Genomic DNA, 18,977 nt, shown 5'->3' with positions numbered 1-18,977 from the left:
GCATCCGCACCCGCACCCGCCCCGGCCGCACACCGCACCCTCACCCGTGCCAGGAGCGCCACAACGCCGCGTACGCCCCACCCGCCGCGACCAGCTCATCGTGGCTCCCGAGCTCGCTGATCCGCCCGCTTTCGACCACGGCGATCACATCCGCATCATGCGCCGTGTGCAACCGGTGCGCGATGGCGACAACAGTCCGCCCGTCCAGCACCCGCGCAAGCGACCGCTCCAGATGCCGCGCAGCCCGCGGATCGAGCAACGAGGTCGCCTCGTCCAGCACGAGCGTGTGCGGATCGGCCAGCACAAGCCGGGCCAGCGCAATCTGCTGTGCCTGCGCCGGAGTGAGCACGAACCCGCCCGAGCCCACCTCGGTGTCGAGCCCGTCGCTCAGCGCCCGCGCCCAGCCGCCGGCATCCACCGCCCCGAGCGCCGCCCACAGCTCGGCATCCTCGGCCCCCGAGCGCGCGAGACGCAGATTGTCCCGGAGCGAGCCGACGAAGACATGGTGTTCCTGGTTGACCAGGGCCACATGCTCCCGCACCCGCTCCGCCGTCATCCGCGACAGCTCGGCCGCCCCGAGCGTCACCTGCCCGCTGCGCGGCGCGTAGATCCCGGCGAGCAGCCGCCCGAGCGTGGACTTGCCCGCACCGGAGGGCCCGACGAGGGCCAGGCGCGTCCCCGGCCGTACGCCGAGCGTCACCTCACGCAGGACATCCACGCCGGGCCGGTAACCGAAGTGCACGTCCGCTGCCTCGACATGACGGTCGGAGGGGCATACGGACGGGTCACCCGCCCCCGGCTCGATCTCCCGCACCCCCACGAGGCGGGCCAGCGAGACTTGTGCGACCTGCAGCTCGTCGTACCAGCGCAGGATCAGCCCGACCGGCTCGACCATCATCTGCGCGATGAGCGCACCGGTGGTGAGCTGCCCGACGTCGATCCAGCCCCGCAGCACGAAGACACCGCCGACGAGCAGCGTCGAGGCGAGCACCGTCGTATGCGTCAGGTTGACGACCGGGAATAGCACCGAGCGCAGGAAGAGCGTGTACCGCTCCCAAGCCGTCCACTCCCGCACCCGGCGGTCGGAGAGCGCGATCCGCTCCGCACCGAGCCGGTGCGCCTCGACGGTACGGCCCGCGTCCACGGTCTCCGCGAGCACCGCGGCCACGGCCGCATAGCCCGCGGCCTCCGAGCGGTAGGCGGAGGGCGCCCGCCGGAAGTACCAGCGGCAGCCCACCACGAGCAGCGGCACGGCGATCAGCACCGCAGGCAGCAGCGGCGGTGCAGTGACTGTCAGGCCGCCGAGCAGCAGCACCACCCACACCACACCGATGGTCAGCTGCGGCACGGCCTCCCGCATCGCGTTGGCGAGCCGGTCGATGTCCGTGGTGATCCGGGACAGCAGATCCCCGGTTCCTGCACGCTCCAGCACACCGGGCGGCAGACCGACGGACCGTACGAGGAAGTCCTCGCGCAGATCGGCCAGCATCCGCTCACCGAGCATCGCCCCACGCAGCCGTACCAGACGGACGAAGCAGGCCTGCACGAGCAGCGCCACCACGAACACCGCGATGGTGCGCTCCAGATGCAGCTCGGCCGCACCCCTCGAGGCGCGCTCGACCAGAGAGCCGAGCAGCGACGGACCGACGAGGGAGGCGACGACCGCCACCGTGTTCACGCCGATCAGCACCGAGAAGGCGCCGCGGTGCCGGCGCAGCAGCTCGCGGACATACCCACGCACCGTCGCGGGCGTACCCACGGGCAGGGTGCCGGCGCTGCGAGGGGCCGCCGGATCGTAGGCCGGGGGCGCTACGCCGATCATGCCGACTCCTCCGTTTCGTCGTGCTCGTCTTCGTGCTGTTCGCTGTTCTTGTCCCGCACGGCCTGCTCGTCCTCCGTCTCGCGCGTGACGACCGCGCGGTACCGCGGCTCGCTCCGCACCAGTTCGCGGTGGAGCCCGACCGCGGCGACCGCTCCCTCGTGCACGAGGACGACGCGTTCCGCGCGGTCGAGGAGCAGCGGCGAGGAGCTGAGGACCACGGTCGTACGGCCCTGGCGCAGGTCCCGCAGCCCTTCGGAGATCCGTGCCTCGGTGTGCGAGTCGACCGCGGAGGTGGGTTCGTCGAGTACCAGGACCTCAGGGTCGGTGACCAGCGAGCGGGCCAGGGCGAGCCGCTGGCGCTGCCCGCCGGACAGCGAACGGCCGCGCTCGGTGATCGGTGCACTCATCGGGTCGTCGTCCAGGGCCGCCTGGGTGAGGGCGTCGAGGACGTCCGCGCACTCGGCCGCCTTCAGGGCCTCCTCGGCGGTGACCTTCCCGGAGGAGGGCACATCGAGCAGTTCGCTCAGCGTGCCCGAGAGCAGCACCGGGTCCTTGTCCTGGACGAGAACGGCCGCGCGCGCCGCCGCGAGCGGCAGCTCGTCGAGGGGAGTACCGCCGACCTGCACCGATGCGAGCGGTGCGTCCGGCGCGGGGTGGCCGCCGAGCCGCTCGGCGAGCCGCCCGGCCTCGTCCGGGTCCCCGCACACCACGGCGGTGAGCCGCCCGGCGGGGGCGACCAGCCCCGTCACCGGGTCGTACAGATCGCCCCGGGGCGTCTCGTCGGCCCATGCGCCGCTGCCCTGCGTGGCCCGCTCGATCGAGAGGACGCGTGCGGCGCGCCGGGCCGAAGGCCGCGAGAAGGAGTAGGCCATGGCGATCTCCTCGAAATGCCGCAGCGGATACGACAGGAGCATCACCGCGCTGTAGACGGTGACGAGCTCACCGACCTGGATCCGCCCGTCGCGCACGAGCCCGATGCCGTACCAGACCACGCCCACGAGCAGCAGCCCCGGCAGGAGCACCTGCACGGCGCTGATCCACGCCCACATGCGCGCGCTGCGCACAGCCGCGTGCCGTACGTCCTGAGAGGCCTCGCGGTAGCGGGTGAGGAAGAGTTCCTCGCCGCCGATGCCGCGCAGCACCCGCAGTCCGGCGACCGTGTCCGCCGCGAGCTCGGTGGCGCGTCCGGCCTTCTCACGCTGGATGTCCGCCAGCTTGGTGGCCCTCGGCAGCAGCGGCAGCACCCCGAGCGCGAGCACCGGCACCCCGATCACGACGACCAGCGCGAGCGCAGGCTGGTACACGGCGAGCGCGACGCACACCACGGCGACGGTCATGGCGGCCGCGAGGAATCGCGAGAGCGCCTCCACGAACCAGCCGATCTTCTCGACATCGCCCGTCGAGACAGCGACCACTTCCCCGGCCGCGACCCGACGGGTCAGCGCGGAGCCGAGCTCGGCGGTCTTGCGGGCCAGGAGCTGCTGGACACGGGCGGCCGCGGTGATCCAGTTGGTCACGGCGGTGCGGTGCAGCATCGTGTCGCCGAGCGCGATCGCCAGGCCGGCCAGCGCCAGGAACCCGCCGGCCACGGCGAGCCCGCCACCGGAGTCGTCCACCACGGCCTGCACGGCCGCACCCACGGCGAACGGCAGCGCCATCACGGACGTGAAGTGCAGCAGCCCCCAGAGGAACGACCGCAGTTGGCCGCCGAGCTGGTTCCGTCCCAGCCACAGCAGGAAGCGGGAACCGGAGCGCGCGTCGGGCACACCCGGATCGGGATACGGAAGATCGCTGATCTGCATGATGTCCAGAGCTCGGCATGAAGGGGAAACCGTGCAAGGTTCGCCGTGAACCGGCGGCCAGGGCAAACGGTTTTCCGGCCGGGCGTCCCGATATGCGGATGCCGCCCTGTGCGGACAGGGCGGCATCATGAGTGCGGCGATGTGCGGCCCCGGTCCATGCGGAGGCTTCTCCGACCATGCGGAGTGCTTCTCCGACTACGCGGAGCGCTTATCCGGCTAAGTGGAGTGCTTATCCGGCTACGCGGAGGCTCCTCCGACTACGCGGAGGGCTTCTCCGAGTCGACGCCCGAACGCTTGTGCCGCCATTCACCGCGGGTGAAGTCCGGGATCTCCTGCGGCTCGCCCTTGGCCCTGATGGACAGATGGCTCAGCGGCACCGGCGCGGTCCAGGTGGCCGCGTCGTACACGTCGAAGTCGGGGACCAGGCCGAGCTGCATGCACTGCATCAGCCGGTAGACCATGATGTAGTCCATGCCGCCGTGGCCGCCGGGCGGGTCGGAGTGCTCCTTCCACAGCCAGTGGTCCCAGTCCGCGTAGTCGCCGAAGTCGTGCCAGGTGTGGTCGGTGTGCTCCGGCTCCAGGTAGATGCGTGAGGGGTAGTCCTCGAAGACCCCCTTCGTACCGCCGAGGCTGTTGATCCTGCTGTACGGGTGCGGGGTGGACACATCGTGTTCGAGGCGGATGACACGGCCCTTGGCCGTCTGCACCAAGCTGATCGTGCGGTCCGACTCGATGTAGGTCTCCTTCCAGCTCGGGTGCCCCGGCGGCATCCTGGCCTCGCGGTACTCGGCGAGGCCGAGCGCCGGGGTGCCGAAGCTGGAGATGTGTGTGACGCGGTCGCCGCGGTTGATGTCCATGTAGTTGGAGACCGGCCCGAAACCATGGTTCGGGTACAGGTCGCCGAGCAGCCGCGTGTGCCACAGCCGCCGCCAGGGGCCTTCGTAGTACGTGGGATGGAACATCAGGCCGCGCAGATCGTGGTTGTAGGCGCCCGCGCCGTGCAGCAGTTCACCGAAGAGCCCGGCGTGTGCCATGCGCAGGACCCGCATCTCGTTCTTGCCGTAGCAGCAGTTCTCCAGCTGCATGCAGTGCCGGCGGGTGCGTTCGGAGAGTTTCACCAGCTCCCACAGCTGCCCGAGCTCCATGGCGATCGGGCATTCCACGCCCACGTGCTTGCCGTTCAGCATGGCAGTCTTCGCCATCTCGAAGTGCCAGTCCCAGGGCGTCGCCACATAGACGAAGTCCAGATCCGAGCGCCGGCACAGGTTCTCGAAGTCGTGATCACCCTTGGCGTACATCCCGGGTGCCGGCTGCCCCGCGTCCGTGACCTTCTTCGCGGCCCGCTCGATTTTGTCCTTGACGGGGTCGCAGATCGCCACAACCCGCACCCCTGGTATCGCCAGGAACAGGTTGATCATGCTGCCGCCGCGGTTGCCGAGGCCGATGATGCCGACCCGGACGGTGCTGCGCTCCTCGAACGGCACGTTGACCATCGTGCTGCCGTGTCCTCCCTGCGCCATGCCGTCCGACGCGGCCGCCGCGCCGGACGGCATGGTCGCCGCACCGTCCGCGTGCGCGGAGGCGCTGCCCAGTGCGCTCAGGCCGATACCCGCGGCGCCCGCGATCCCCGCGGCACGCAGTGCCGAACGGCGGGACAGCCCCTCCTCGGAAACATCGGACTTGTCGGGGGTGGGGATGGCGTTCTCGTCGTTCATCGGACCTCCGTCGTCAGGCGGGGATGGGTGAAGCAACGGCGCCAGCCACCCTCGCCGCGCGGGCTGTGGGGCGCAAGGGTCCCAAGCGGACGGGGAGTTGGACTTCCTGCGCACCATCTTGGACTTGGCGTGAACATCTGTGGATGGCTTTGCCCCGTAATAGGCAGACAACAGACGGTTCCTGATGCCCAGTCAATTCACCGGCGAGCAGGCCCGGTGACGTGAGTTCGCGCAGGAGAGCGCGGGCAGCCACGCATGTACGAACATCGGCGTGCGCACAACAGCCGGAAAACGGACTGCCCCGGTCCACCGTGGCGGACCGGGGCAGCTTCGGCAGCCGACACCCTCAGCTCGTCGGACGTGTGGCCCGCTCGAGTTCCATCAGCACGGAGTGGTAGGAGCGGCCCGTGGCGTGGTCCATGCCGATCTCGCACATGCGGTTCGCCGAGAGATGCGCATCGAAGTGGCGTGAAGTCACCGCCGCCGCCTCGTGCGCCGTGGCGGATTCGGTCAGTTCCCTGAGGAGCATGCCGCGGTCGCCGGCGAAGCCGCAGCAGCCCGCGTCGTCCGGTACGAAGACCTCGTCGGCGCATGCCCCGGCCAGGGTCCGCAGCTGCTCCTCATCGCCCAGGTGCCGCATGGAACACGTGGGATGTACCACCGCGGAGCCCACCTTGCGGTGCACGGTGAGGCGGGGGAGCAGCTCATCGGCGGCCCAGACCAGGGAGTCGACGATGTCCAGCTCGGCGTGCAGCTCCCGGTTGTCCTCGGTCAGATACGGCACCACCTCGTGGGCGATGCCGAGGGTGCACGAGGAGGCGTCCACGACCAGCGGCAGCCTCCCGCCCGCCGTCCAGCCCCAGGCCGCCTCGACGATGCGGTTGGCCATGACGGCGTTGCCCGATTCGTACCCCTTGGAGTGCCAGATCGTGGCACAGCAGGTTCCGGCCACGTCCGAGGGGATCCAAACGGGCTTTCCGGCCCGTGCCGATACGGCGACGACGGACTGCGCGAGCGAGGGGCCCCGGCGCCCGTCGGGTCCGCCGAAGATCCGGTTCACGCAGGCCGGGTAGTAGACAGCACTCGCTTCCGTACGCGAGGTGGGCGGGAGCCCGCGGGCGGCCGCGCCCGGGATCTCCGGCAGCCACTCGGGCACGAGGTCGGGCCGTACCGCCTTGCGCGCGGCGCGCGTCACCGAGGTGAGCAGCCGGTCGCCGATCTTCTCGGCGGCCGCCACCGTGAGCCGGGCCGAGGCCTCGACCGCGCGGAAGTTGCTCGCCGCGAGCGCCGCGATCCGCTCCTCGCGCGGTGAGTGCCGGTGGTGGCGCAGGTGCTTCATCATCAGGCCGGTGTCGATTCCGACCGGACAGGCGAGCTTGCAGGTCGAGTCGCCCGCGCAGGTGTCCACGGCGTCATGGCCGTACGCCTCGACGAGGCCGCTCTCGACCGGTGAACCGGCCGGCTGCCGCATCATCTCGCGGCGCAGCACGATCCGCTGGCGTGGTGTGGTGGTCACGTCGTGGCTGGGGCAGACCGGTTCGCAGAAGCCGCACTCGATGCACGGATCCGCGATCGCCTCGATCCGAGGAATGGTTTTCAGGCCGCGCAGATGGGCTTTCGGATCGCGGTCGAGCACGATGCGCGGCGCGAGCACTCCGTCGGGGTCGATGACCTGTTTGATCCGCCACATCAGCCCGGTGGCCCGCTCGCCCCATTCGAGGGCGAGGTACGGAGCGATATTGCGGCCGGTGGCGTGCTCGGCCTTGAGCGAGCCGTCGAAGCGCTCGACGGTCAGCCGGCAGAAGTCGTCCATGAAGGCGGCGTAGCGCTCCACGTCCACCGGCTTCGCCGCGTCGAAGGCCAGCAGGAAGTGCAGATTGCCGTGCGCGGCGTGACCGGCGACCGCGGCGTCGAAGCCGTGGCGCGTCTGCAGTTCTCGCAGGGCAGTGCAGGCCTCGGCCAGCCGCTCGGGCGGAACCGCGAAGTCCTCGGTGATCAGCGTCGTACCGGAGGGGCGGGAGCCTCCGACCGCCGTCACGAAGGCCTTGCGCGCCTTCCAGTAGCCCGCGACGGTCCGGGCGTCCCGGGTGAACGCGTTCGTCACGGAGGAGACCGGCTGTACCAGTTCGAGCCGCTCCAGCAGCTGCTCGGCAGCCGTCTCGTACGCGGCCAGCCTCTTCTCGTCCGGTGCGCGGAACTCCACGAGGAGCGCCGTGGTCTCCTTCGGCAGGCCTGCCCAGTCCTGTGGCACGCCCCGGACGCTCACCGAGGCCCGCAGCGTGTTGCCGTCCATCAGCTCGACCGCGAGCGCGCCCGCCTGGTTGAACAGCGGCACCGCGGCCGCCGCGTCGCTGAGCGTGGGGAAGAACAGCAATGCCGAGGACACCTGCCGGTCGAGCGGCAGCGTGTCGAAGACGACCTCCGAGATGAAGCCGAAGGTGCCTTCCGAGCCCACCATCAGACCGCGCAGGATCTCCACCGGGGTGGCGCCGTCGAGGAAGGCGTCGAGCCGGTAGCCGTTGGTGTTCTTGATCGCGTACTTGGCGCGGATCCGCCGCACGAGTTCCGGATCCGACTCGATCTCCCGTTTGATCGTGAGCAGGCCATCGCACAGCGCCGGTTCCGCCTGCGCCAGCCGCTCGTCGGCATCCGCCTCGCCGGTGTCCACGACCGTGCCGCTCGGCAGGACGAAAGTGAGCGAGGCAAGCGTGCGGTACGAGTTGCGGGTGGTGCCGGCCGTCATCCCTGAGGCGTTGTTGGCGACGACCCCGCCGAGCGTGCACGCGATCGCACTCGCCGGATCCGGACCGAGCACCCGCCCGTACCGCGTGAGCGTGGCATTGGCCCGCAGGACCGTCGTGCCGGGCCCGATGCGCGCCCGCGCACCCTCGTCGAGCACCTCGATCCCGGTCCAGTGCCTGCGTACGTCGACCAGGATGTCCTCGCCCTGCGCCTGCCCGTTCAGCGAGGTCCCGGCCGCGCGGAACACCACCTGACGGCCCTTGCCGCGGGCGTACGAGAGGACCGCGGACACATCGTCGATGTCCTCGGCGACCACCACGACCTGCGGCACGAACCGGTAGGGGCTCGCATCGGAGGCGTAGCGCACCAGATCGGAGATGCCGCAGAGCACCTTGTCCGCTCCGAGCAGCGCGGTCAGCTCGCCGCGCAGTGGCTCGGGGGTGCCACTCGCCGCGCCGTCCTGCACCCGGTCGGGTGAAGAGCTGCCGCGGGGCAGGCGCGGGCGCAGCGCGTCGGGGTTCGGCTCCAGCAGGGGCATGGCGCGCTCCTCGGCGTAGGTCGGCTGCCTCTCCTGCGGCCGCGTCCGGGGGCGGCGAGTCCGGGGCGGCCGCCTGCCGGCTGCTCCCGGCCCGCCTCCGGCCCGATACCCGGCCGTTTCCGGACCGCGGCGTTGCGGGCCGCGGGGTGCGGTCAGTGCGGCCCGGGCTCGTCCACCAGGGCGGAGAGGAGACCGCCGAACACCTCGCGCTGTTCGGCGGTCAATGGAGCCAGGATGTCCTGTGCCGCCTGCCGGCGCGCGTCGCGCAGACTGGCCAGGGCCGCACGGCCGGCGTCGGTCAGCTCGATCCGGATGACGCGGCGGTTGTCAGGGTCGGGCGCGCGCCGCACGCGGCCGCTCTCTTCCAGGCCGTCCACCAGGGTGGTGACGGCCCGCGGTACGACCTCCATCCGGGCCGCGAGATCGGCCATCCGCGGCGGCCTGTCGTAGTGCGCGAGGGCGCGCAGGAGCCGGGACTGGGCCGGGGTGATCCCGAGCCCCGAGTCCTTGAGGCAGCGTTTGTTGACGCGGTGCATCCGGCGGGTGAGGCGGAGCAGCTGTTCCGCGAGGTGGCCGTCGCGGTCCGTGGCCTGGTCGGTCATGGGGTGAGGGTATCAGGACAACGCTCATTGTGAATATAGGTAACAATGAGCTATGCTCCTCGCGTGTTCTCATCGCCCCATGCCTTAGGAGGCTTATGAAGCCCGCCCATACCGACCTCGAAGGCGCCTGGTCCGCCCCGGCCCGCGATCCGGGCAAACCGCACGAGCTGCGCCGCATCGCCCGGCTCTTCCGCCCCTACCGCGGTCGCCTCGCCGTGGTCGCCCTGCTGGTCGCCGCGTCCTCCCTGGTCTCCGTCGCGACCCCGTTCCTGCTCAAGGAGATCCTTGACACCGCGCTGCCCCAGGGGCGCACCGGGCTGCTCAGCCTGCTCGCCCTCGGCATGATCCTCGCCGCCGTCGTCGGCGGGGTCTTCGGTGTCCTGCAGACCCTGATCTCCACCAAGGTCGGCCAGCGCGTCATGCACGATCTGCGCACCGCGGTCTACGGCCGCCTCCAGCAGATGTCCCTGGCCTTCTTCACCCGCACCCGCACCGGCGAGGTGCAGTCCCGCATCGCCAACGACATCGGCGGCATGCAGGCCACCGTCACCTCCACGGCGACCTCCCTCGTGCAGAACCTCACCGGGGTCGTCGCCACCGTCGCCGCCATGCTCGCCCTCGACTGGCGGCTCACCCTCGTCTCCCTGTTCCTGTTGCCGGTGTTCGTGATGATCAGCCGCAAGGTCGGCAACGAGCGCAAGAAGATCACCACCAGACGTCAGAAGCAGATGGCCGCGATGGCAGCCACCGTCACCGAATCGCTCTCCGTCAGCGGCATCCTGCTGGGCCGCACCATGGGCCGCTCCGACTCGCTGACCCGCAACTTCCGTGACGAGTCCGAGGAACTGATCGACCTCGAGGTCAAGGCCAGCATGGCCGGCCGCTGGCGGATGTCCACGATCGGCATCGTCATGGCCGCCCTGCCCGCGCTCCTGTACTGGGCCGCGGGCCTCGCCCAGCACATGGGCGGTCCGGCGGTCTCGCTCGGCACCCTCGTCGCTTTCGTCTCGCTCCAGCAGGGCCTGTTCCGGCCCACGGTCAGCCTCCTGTCGACCGGCGTCCAGATCCAGACCTCGCTCGCGCTCTTCCAGCGCATCTTCGAGTACCTCGATCTGCCCGTCGACATCCGCGAGCCCGCCGAACCCGTACGCCTGCGGCAGGCCAAGGGCGAGGTCCGCTTCGAGGACGTCGAGTTCCGCTACGAGCCCGGATCGGCCCCCGTCCTGGACGGCATCGACGTCACCGTGCCCGCGGGCGCCACCCTCGCCGTGGTCGGCCCGACCGGTTCGGGCAAGTCCACGCTCGGCTCGCTCGTGCCCCGCCTGTACGACGTCACCGGCGGCCGGGTCACCATCGAAGGCGTGGACGTGCGCGAACTTGCCTTCGACAGCCTCGCGGACACCGTCGGTCTCGTCTCCCAGGAGACGTACCTCTTCCACGCCTCCGTCGCCGACAACCTCCGCTTCGCCAAACCGGACGCGAGCGACGAGGAACTGTACGAGGCGGCGAAGGCGGCACAGATCCACGAGCACATCGCCTCGCTGCCCGAGGGCTACGACACCGTGGTCGGCGAGCGTGGCCACCGCTTCTCCGGCGGCGAGAAGCAGCGCCTGGCCATCGCGCGGACGATCCTGCGCGACCCGCCGGTGCTCATCCTCGACGAGGCCACCAGCGCGCTCGACACGCGGACCGAACGCGCCGTGCAGGAGGCGATCGACGCCCTGTCCGCCGACCGCACCACGATCACCATCGCCCACCGGCTCTCCACGATCCGCGCCGCCGACGAGATCCTCGTGCTCGACGCGGGCCGGGTCGCCGAACGCGGCACGCATGCCGAGCTCATGGAGCGAAACGGCCGGTACGCGGCCCTCGTGCACCGCGACGCACAGGGCGAGTCCGCCACGGGCCCCGAACCGGGCGCGTCCGGTGGCCGGGAGCTGACACCGGTGGCGTAGCGGTCCGTGACACCCGTGGCGTAGGGGGCCATCCAGGGCACGCGACCGCCGCGAATGTCGGATTTACGCACCGCCCGGGGTTAGCGTGCCCGCATGCGCAACGAAAGCCGGGGCAGGATCCGCCTCACCCGCAGAGGCAAGACCGCACTCTCCGTGACCGGCGCCCTGTTCGCCGGCGCCGCGGCCAGTGGCGTCGTCCTGCTCGACCACGGCCTCGCCGACCGCGAGGAAGCCGCGCCGCGGCAGGAGGCGAAGACCCTGCTCGTGCCCGAGGGCTGGCGCACCTCCGAGGTGTACGCGGCCATCGACAAGGCGCTGGAGGCGAAGCCCGGGACCGCCAGGAAGTCCGCGCACGCGATCGGATTCAAACTGCCCGGCGAGGCGGCCGGGCACCCCGAGGGCTACCTGTTCCCCGCCACGTACCCGATCGACGAGGCGACGACTCCGGCCTCGCTGCTCACGTACATGGTCGACACGGCCAACAAGCGCTTCGGCGCGCAGAAGGTGCGCAGCGCGGCCCGCGAGTACGAGGTCTCCGTCTACCAGGCCGTGACGATCGCCAGCATCGCGCAGGCCGAGGCGGACAACGCCGAGGACATGGGCAGGGTGGCCCGGGTCGTCTACAACCGGATGCAGCGCGGGATGCCGCTGCAGATGGACTCGACCATCAACTACGCCCTGAAACGCTCGACGGTGGACACCACGACCGCGGACACCAACCTCGACAGCCCCTACAACACGTATGCGCAGACCGGTCTGCCGCCCACACCCATCGCCAACCCGGGCGACGAGGCCCTCGCGGCCGCGCTCGACCCGCCGCAGGGCGACTGGCTGTATTTCGTCACGGTCAAGCCGGGAGACACCCGCTTCACCGCCGACTACGCCGAACACCTCCGCAACGTGGAGGAGTTCAACGCGCATCGGCGGGCACAGAAGGTGGCCGAGCAGCAGGCCGAGGCGGAAGGCGAGAAGCAGGCGCAGGCCAAGAACGGCTCGACCGGCTGACCGAGCGGGGTCACTACACGGGCGCGGGCACCGGCTCGAGAAGCTGCCGGACCCGGGTGACAGCCGCCCGTCCCGCACGGTTCGCGCCGATGGTGCTGGCCGAAGGCCCGTACCCCACGAGGTGGATCCGCGGGTCGCGCACGACCAAGGTGCCGTCGAGCCGGATCCCGCCGCCGCTCTCGCGCAGCCGCAGCGGTGCGAGATGGTCGACGACCGGGCGGAAGCCGGTGGCCCACAGGATCACATCGGCCCGTACCTCCCGGCCGTCCGCCCAGGCCACACCGTCAGGCGTGATCCGCGCGAACATCGGCTGCCGGTCGAGCACACCGTCCGCCAGTCCCTGCCGAATTGCGTCGTTCACGGGCAGCCCCGTCACCGACACCACGCTGTGCGGCGGCAGGCCCTGACGCACCCGGTCCTCGACGAGCGCCACGGCCGCCCGCCCCTGCTCGGCGCCGAACGGCCCCTCGCGGAAGACGGGTTCGCGGCGGGTGACCCAGGTGGTGGACGCCGCGTACGGCGCGATCTCCAGCAGATGCTGGGTCCCCGAAGCGCCTCCGCCGACGACCACGACCCGCAGCCCGGCGAACTCCTCGGGCCCGGGGTACTGCGCGGTGTGCAACTGCCGCCCGCGGAAGGTCTCCTGGCCCGGGTAGCGCGGCCAGAACGGGCGGTCCCAGGTGCCCGTCGCGCTGATCAGCGCCCGAGTCGCATACGTGCCCTCGGAACTCTCGACCAGCAGTCGCCCGCCTTCTCCCTCACGTACGGCGGTCACGTGCACGGGGCGGTGCACGCGCAGCCCGAAGGTCACCTCATAGGCGGCGAAGTACTCGCCGATCACCTCGGAGGAGGGGCGCGAGCCGTCCGCACCGGCGAGCTCCATGCCCGGGAGTGCATGCATCCCGTGCACTCGGCCGTACGTCAGGCTGGGCCACCGGAACTGCCAGGCGCCTCCCGGCCGCGGCGCGTGGTCGAGCACCACGAAGTCACGCTCCGGCTCGAGGCCGGTGCGTCGCAGGTGGTACGCGGCCGAGAGACCGGCCTGGCCAGCGCCGATCACCACGACGTCGACCTGCCGCGCATCTGCTGCACCGATGTAGTTCACAGTTCTACTAACTCCTGGCGGGGTCCGATTCTTCCCGGCTTCGGATAGACCTTGCAGCGGTGGCATCCGACGGTCCGCGGGCTCAGGGGCGGGATGGGCGTGATCTCGCGACCGGGCGGTTCGGCGGTGGTCGGCCGTACGCCCTGGAACGAGCTGCAGGCCGCCGTCGGCGCCTCCGACGCCTTCCGGGCGGCCAAGCGTGAGACCGGCCTGCTGCGCCTGCACCACAACGGCGTCGTCTTCAGCCACTGATCCGCACGCGGTGGCGTCCTCGCCGGCAACGCGGACCGGATCGTCGGCGGGTCTGCGGTGCGCTGGACATGCCGTTCGCCACGCTCGTGGGACAGTTGGCGGCGGTGCTCAGGCCTGCGACGACACCTGAGCACGTCTGACGGATTGCATGCCGGCAGCTTCGAGCACCGAGGTCCTCCATGCCTGAGTTGATGTTCATCCACGCCTTCGGCTCCGGCCGACGGGCTCTGCCCCGATGCCTGCTCAGCCGCCGTCGTTCCCGATGTCCTCGTTCCAGAGGTCGGGGTGCGCGGTGATGAACTCCTGCATCAGCTCGGTGCATGCGTCGAGGTCGAGGACCACGACTTGCACCCCATGGCTGCTGAGCAGTTCTTCGCTGGTCGAGAACGTGCGGTTCTCGCCGATGACCACGCGGGGGATCCCGTAGAGGAGCACCGCTCCCGCGCACAGGAAGCACGGTGACAGTGTGGTGAAGAGGGTCGTCCGTCGGTAGACGGCGGCCGGCTGCCGGCCGGCCCGCTCCAGACAGTCGATTTCCGCGTGCAGGATCGGACTCGCCTTCTGGACGCGCCTGTTGCGTCCCACGGCGAGCAGGCGGTCGCCCGAGACGAGTGCCGCGCCGATCGGGATCCCGCCCTCCGCGGCTCCCAGGCGTGCCTGCCTGATCGCGTGCCGCATCAGCTCCTCGAATCCGGACACTGTCGCCTCCCGGGGAACCGTTCGTCGCCATCCGGCGAGCCGGTGCGCCTGTGCACCGGCCTGTTCATCCGTCAAGGACAGTCAACCGCCGCTCACCCGCCGAGGAAGCTCAGCCGGACGCGGCGGGTCACGTTGTCCACGTTCGTGTCCACCAGGCACACCGATTGCCACGTGCCCAGTTCCAGGCTTCCCTCGATGACCGGCAGCGTGGCGTGCGGGGCCACCAGGGCCGGCAGGACGTGGTCGCGGCCGTGGCCGGGGGAGCCGTGGGCGTGCTGCCAGCGGTCGTCGGCCGGGAGCAGGGTGTGCAGTGTGTGGAGCAGGTCGTCATCGCTGCCCGCGCCCGTCTCGATGACCGCGATCCCGGCCGTGGCGTGCGGGACGAAGATGTTGAGGAGTCCGTCGCGCCCGGCGGCGACCTCGCGCAGGAAGTTCTCGCAGTCGCGGGTCAGGTCGACCACCCGCTCCGAGGTGCCGGTGGACAATTGGAGGACACGGCTCGTGAATGCATCGGACATGCGGTCATTGTCCCGGTAACGGCCGCCGAGGTCGCCCCCGCGTTCGAAGAATCGGCCGCCCGGGTCGCCCCCGCGTTCGAAGGAGGGGTTCGGAGGGGGGTTCGAAGGAGGGGGAAGCGTCACGCCTCAGGGGAGGGTTAAGGCTCAACGTCAGGGTGAGGCCTCCTGGGAGTGCCGCGGATGCCTGACTCCGGGATGGCCGAGACACCCCCCTGATTGGCCGAATCCTAAGGTTAGGCTAACCTTCCGGCGTGCGTGTTGTTGAAGAGAGCTCCGCGGCCGGGCGTCCCCGCGGACATGAGCTGTCGGCCACGGGTGTCACCGTGGCCTATGACGGCGTCGATGTCGTCCATGACGCCTCGATGACGCTGCGCCCCGGCGAGGTCACGGTGCTCGTCGGCCCCAACGGCAGCGGCAAGTCGACGCTGCTGCGCACCATCGCGCGGCTGCAGCGGCCCCGTACCGCGCGCCTCACGCTCGACAAGGACACCGACGGACTGGCCCTGAGCCCCCGGGAGTTCGCCCGCAGCGTCGCCCTGCTCACCCAGGGCAGGCCCACGCCCAGCGGTCTGACGGTGCGCGATGTCGTCGAGTTCGGCCGCTACCCGTACCGCGGCCGCTGGGGCGGAACCGATCCGGGCGGCAAGGACGCGGTCGACCGCGCGCTCGGCATGACGGACATGACCTCCCTCGCCGAACGCGGCGTCGAACACCTCTCCGGCGGTCAGTTGCAGCGCGTGTGGCTCGCCGGCTGCCTCGCCCAGGAGACGGGCGTACTGCTGCTCGACGAGCCGACGAACCACCTCGACCTGCGCTACCAGGTCGAACTCCTCGATCTCATGCGCGATCTCGCCGACGGCCACGGCATCGCCGTCGGCGCCGTCCTGCACGACCTCGACCAGGCCGCGTCCGTTGGCGACCGGATCGTGCTGCTGTGCGACGGCCGGGTCATCGCCGACGGCGAACCCGAGGACGTACTGACCGCCGAGCGGCTCACCGACACGTACGGCATCCGCATCGAGGTCGACACCGACCCCCTCACCGGCCGGCTGCGCACCCGCGCGATAGGCCGCCACCACTCGCGAAGCGAAAGGCTCACCACCCAGTCATGAGGCGCATCCTCCTTGCCGCGGCCGCCACCACGGCAGCTGCTCTCACCCTGTCCGCCTGCGGAACCACCGAGCCCGCCGCCGACAAGAAGGACGACAAGAAGTCCTCCGCCGGCCAGGCCATCACCCTGACCGACGGCACCGGCGCCAAGGTGAAGCTCGACGCCCCGGCGAAGAAGGTCGTCGCCACCGAGTGGAACGTCGTCGAGACGCTGATCACGCTCGGCGTCGACCCGGCCGGCGTCTCCGACGTCAAGGGCTACAAGCAGTGGGACCAGGCCGTCCCGCTGACGAACGACGCCAAGGACGTCGGCACCCGCGGTGAGCCCAGCATGGACTCCATCGCCGCGCTCGCCCCCGACCTCATCGTCGCCACCACCGACCTGCCCGAGGCCGCGATCAAGCAGCTCAAGGGCATCGGCAAGGTCATCACGATCAAGCCCGCCGACGCCAAGGACCCGGTCGGCCAGATGACGAAGAACCTCGACCTCATCGCCGAGGCCACCGGCACCACCGACAAGGCCGCCGAGGTAAAGAAGGACTTCCAGGCGAAGATCGACGAGGGGAAGAAGGCGCTCGCCGACGCCGGCCTCGAAGGCGCGAACATCGCCTTCGCCGACGGCTACGTCGTCTCCAACCAGGCCGCCATCCGCCCGTTCACCAGCGGCTCCCTGCTCGGCGGCATCAACGAACAGCTCGGCCTCAAGAACGCCTGGACCGTCGAGGGTGACCCGGCGTACGGCCTCGGCCAGACCGACGTCGAAGGCCTGACCAAGCTGCCCGAGGACGTCCACTTCGCCTACATCGGCAACGAGGGCGACAAGGCCAGCACCCCGTTCACCGGCATCCTCGCCGACGACAAGGTGTGGACCTCCCTGTCCTTCGTCGAGGAGGGCAATGTGCACCGCCTCGACGACGGCATCTGGATGTTCGGCGGCCCCGGCTCCATGAGCGCGTACATCGACGGCCTCGTGAAGGCGCTGACGAAGTAACCGATGGCCGTCACCGCAACCACCCCCGCCACCCGTCCGCAGACGGCACCGTCCCGTACGGGCGCGGCCGCGGTGACGGCCCTCCTCGTCCTCGTCGTGGCCGCCCTCGCGGCCGTCGACATCACCCAGGGCACCGCCGACGTGGGCGCCGCCGAGGTCTGGAAGGCGCTCACCGGGCAGGCCGACGCGGGCGACTCCTCCGTGGTCGTCGCCTCCCGGCTGCCCCGCATGATCGCCGGACTGCTCGTCGGCGCGGTACTCGGCATGGCCGGTCACACCCTGCAGTCCGTGACCCGCAATGTGATCGCCTCGCCCGACACCCTCGCGGTCAACGCCGGTTCGTACTTCGCGCTCGGCCTCGTCACGGCCACCGGCATCTCGCTGCCGATGCTCGCCTCGTCCGGCGTCGCCTTCTTCGGCGGTCTCGCGGCGGGTGCGCTGGTCCTCGCCCTGTCCGGGCTGGGTGCCGGTACGGTACGGCTCGTACTCGCGGGCACCGCCCTCACTCTCGGCCTTCTGAACCTGACCGAGGGCCTGCAACTGCTCTTCCCGCTGGAGACCGAGGGCCTGCGCCAGTGGAACCAGGGCAGCATCGCGCAGAGCGGCTACGACGGCATCCTGCAGGTGCTCCCCGTCGCGCTCGTGGCGCTCGCCGGACTGATGCTGCTCGCCCGCCGCGTCGACGCCCTCGCGCTCGGCGACGACGCCGCCAAGGGAGTCGGCGTCCCGGTGCGCTCCACCCGGATCACGGCCGTGACCCTGGCGGCGCTGCTCTCGACCGCCGCCGTCACCCTCGCCGGTCCGGTCGGATTCGTCGGCCTCTGCGCCCCCGCGCTCGTACGCTTCCTCGCCCGCCGTCTGCGCGCCTTCAACAAGTCGCGGGCGAGCCTGCCCTTCGCCGCGCTGAGCGGAGCCGCCCTCGTGCTCGGCTCCGATGTCGTACTGCGCCTGCTCGTACCCGACGACACCGCGGTCGCCGTGCCGACCGGCATCGTCACCAGCCTCTTCGGTGCCCTGTTCCTGGTCGCGCTCGCCTCCCGGGTCAAGGACGCGGGCGACTCGGTCGGGGCCGACCGGCTGCGCATCCGCAGCCGCGCCGTGTTCCTGACCACCACCGCGGTCCTCATCGCCGCCCTGGTGGGCGTGACCCTCGCCTCCGTCCTGCTCGGCGATGCGAAACTGCTGCTCGGCGACGTCCTCAACTGGGCGCAGGGCCAGGCCGGCCGGACGGTGTCGTTCGTCCTCGACACCCGCATCCCGCGGGTCACCGCGGCGCTCCTGGCGGGCGGCGCGCTGGCGCTCGCCGGCACCCTCATCCAGGCCGTGACCCGCAATCCGCTCGCCGAACCCGGCACCCTCGGTGTCACCAACGGTGCGGCGGTCGGCGCGGTGCTGCTCGTCACCACCGTTCCGCTGGCCAGTGCCTGGGCGGTGGCCGTCGCGGCGCTCGCCGGTGCGGCGGTCACCTCCGCGGTCGTCTTCGGACTCTCGGCCAAGGGCGGATTCCAGCAGAACCGCGTGGTGCTCGTCGGCTTCGGCATGGCGACCGCCGGGTACGCACTGACCACCCTGATGATCATCCTCACCGATCCGTTCAACGCGACCAAGGCCCTCACCTGGCTCTCCGGCTCCACCTATGGCCGCACCTTCGTCGACACGCTGCCGCTCGCGGTCGTCCTCGCGGCCGGCGTGGCCATCGCCGTGGCCCGCCGCACCGAGCTGGACCTGGTCTCGCTGGACGAGGACACCCCGCGCCTGCTCGGCCTGGGACTCAGCAAGGGACGGCTCGGCTTCCTCGTCCTCGCCGTGCTGCTCACCGCGACCGCGGTGGCCGCCGCCGGCACCATCGCCTTCGTCGGCCTGGTCGCCCCGCACGCGGCCCGCGCCCTGGTCGGGCGGCAGCACGCCCGCGTCGTCCCGGTCTCGGTGCTGCTCGGTGCGCTCCTTGTGTGCGCGGCCGATGTGGTGGGCCGTACGGTCATCGCGCCCGCGCAATTGGGCGCGGGCCTGATGACCGCGATCATCGGCACGCCGTACTTCCTCTTCCTCCTGGTACGAACCCGCCGCTAGTGACCTGAGTCGGAGATTCGTCGTTAGTTGGGTATGAGTCGTCCGGGTCCG

General features: G+C 70.9%; 14 protein-coding genes. 6 read left to right on the top strand and 8 right to left on the bottom strand.

The window, feature by feature from the left end; all coding sequences use genetic code 11:
* Window positions 1–40: 40 nt before the first annotated feature.
* The 5 genes from ACLF6P_RS24805 to ACLF6P_RS24785 form a co-directional block, all read right to left on the bottom strand.
* Window positions 41–1,822: an ABC transporter ATP-binding protein gene (locus ACLF6P_RS24805; RefSeq protein ID WP_415953070.1), complete on the bottom strand. Its 1,782-nt coding sequence runs from the start codon at window positions 1,820–1,822 to the stop codon at window positions 41–43.
* Window positions 1,819–3,624, bottom strand: a complete 1,806-nt coding sequence (locus ACLF6P_RS24800; protein WP_415953068.1) for an ABC transporter transmembrane domain-containing protein — start codon at window positions 3,622–3,624, stop codon at window positions 1,819–1,821. Before ACLF6P_RS24800 ends, ACLF6P_RS24805 begins: the two co-directional genes overlap by 4 nt.
* 257 nt (window positions 3,625–3,881) lie before the next feature.
* Window positions 3,882–5,339: a Gfo/Idh/MocA family protein gene (locus tag ACLF6P_RS24795; RefSeq protein ID WP_415953066.1), complete on the bottom strand. Its 1,458-nt coding sequence runs from the start codon at window positions 5,337–5,339 to the stop codon at window positions 3,882–3,884.
* A gap of 346 nt (window positions 5,340–5,685) precedes the next feature.
* Window positions 5,686–8,619, bottom strand: a complete 2,934-nt coding sequence (locus ACLF6P_RS24790) for an FAD-binding and (Fe-S)-binding domain-containing protein (protein ID WP_415953064.1) — start codon at window positions 8,617–8,619, stop codon at window positions 5,686–5,688.
* 152 nt (window positions 8,620–8,771) lie between these two features.
* Window positions 8,772–9,221: a MarR family winged helix-turn-helix transcriptional regulator gene (locus ACLF6P_RS24785; protein ID WP_415953062.1), complete on the bottom strand. Its 450-nt coding sequence runs from the start codon at window positions 9,219–9,221 to the stop codon at window positions 8,772–8,774.
* Between the two features lie 95 nt (window positions 9,222–9,316).
* On the opposite strand from ACLF6P_RS24785, the gene ACLF6P_RS24780 reads away from it, so the two are divergent.
* Both ACLF6P_RS24780 and mltG read left to right on the top strand, forming a co-directional pair.
* Window positions 9,317–11,176 (top strand): ABC transporter ATP-binding protein, encoded by a 1,860-nt coding sequence (locus ACLF6P_RS24780; protein ID WP_415953060.1) that lies wholly within the window; start codon window positions 9,317–9,319, stop codon window positions 11,174–11,176.
* A 93-nt stretch (window positions 11,177–11,269) separates the two neighbouring features.
* Window positions 11,270–12,181, top strand: a complete 912-nt coding sequence (gene mltG / locus ACLF6P_RS24775) for an endolytic transglycosylase MltG (protein ID WP_415953059.1) — start codon at window positions 11,270–11,272, stop codon at window positions 12,179–12,181.
* Window positions 12,182–12,194: 13 nt separating this feature from the next.
* Here mltG and ACLF6P_RS24770 read toward each other — a convergent pair whose 3' ends face one another.
* On the bottom strand, window positions 12,195–13,286 hold the full coding sequence (locus ACLF6P_RS24770) for an NAD(P)-binding domain-containing protein (RefSeq protein ID WP_415953057.1): 1,092 nt from the start codon (window positions 13,284–13,286) through the stop codon (window positions 12,195–12,197).
* A gap of 99 nt (window positions 13,287–13,385) precedes the next feature.
* Between ACLF6P_RS24770 and ACLF6P_RS24765 the strand changes: the two genes are divergently transcribed.
* A complete protein-coding gene (locus tag ACLF6P_RS24765) occupies window positions 13,386–13,538 on the top strand; it encodes a hypothetical protein (RefSeq protein ID WP_415953055.1) in 153 nt (50 codons plus the stop codon).
* Window positions 13,539–13,781: 243 nt separating this feature from the next.
* On the opposite strand, the gene ACLF6P_RS24760 is transcribed toward ACLF6P_RS24765, so the two are convergent.
* Both ACLF6P_RS24760 and ACLF6P_RS24755 read right to left on the bottom strand, forming a co-directional pair.
* Window positions 13,782–14,237 carry a nucleoside deaminase gene (locus tag ACLF6P_RS24760; protein WP_415953053.1) on the bottom strand — a complete coding sequence of 152 codons (456 nt, stop codon included), beginning with the start codon at window positions 14,235–14,237 and terminating at the stop codon, window positions 13,782–13,784.
* Window positions 14,238–14,329: 92 nt separating this feature from the next.
* Entirely contained in the window at window positions 14,330–14,755 is a 426-nt protein-coding gene (locus tag ACLF6P_RS24755) for a secondary thiamine-phosphate synthase enzyme YjbQ (RefSeq protein ID WP_415953052.1), read from the bottom strand.
* 251 nt (window positions 14,756–15,006) lie between these two features.
* Here ACLF6P_RS24755 and ACLF6P_RS24750 point away from each other — a divergent pair, with 251 nt between their 5' ends.
* From ACLF6P_RS24750 to ACLF6P_RS24740, 3 genes are read left to right on the top strand one after another with little or no spacing between them, the layout of a single operon-like run.
* Window positions 15,007–15,867 (top strand): ABC transporter ATP-binding protein, encoded by an 861-nt coding sequence (locus ACLF6P_RS24750; RefSeq protein WP_415953050.1) that lies wholly within the window; start codon window positions 15,007–15,009, stop codon window positions 15,865–15,867.
* Window positions 15,864–16,856 (top strand): ABC transporter substrate-binding protein, encoded by a 993-nt coding sequence (locus ACLF6P_RS24745; RefSeq protein WP_415953048.1) that lies wholly within the window; start codon window positions 15,864–15,866, stop codon window positions 16,854–16,856. Before ACLF6P_RS24750 ends, ACLF6P_RS24745 begins: the two co-directional genes overlap by 4 nt.
* Before the next feature lie 3 nt (window positions 16,857–16,859).
* The gene (locus ACLF6P_RS24740) at window positions 16,860–18,926 is read left to right on the top strand and encodes an iron ABC transporter permease (protein ID WP_415953046.1); all 2,067 of its coding nucleotides are present in this window, start codon (window positions 16,860–16,862) and stop codon (window positions 18,924–18,926) included.
* Window positions 18,927–18,977: the final 51 nt, after the last annotated feature.

It is taken from the genome of Streptomyces lothianensis (genome assembly GCF_047779955.1).
Taxonomy (GTDB): Bacteria; Actinomycetota; Actinomycetes; order Streptomycetales; family Streptomycetaceae; genus Streptomyces.
The sequence above is the reverse complement of the archived record's forward strand: the minus strand, read 5'-3'. Positions and strand labels throughout refer to the sequence as shown.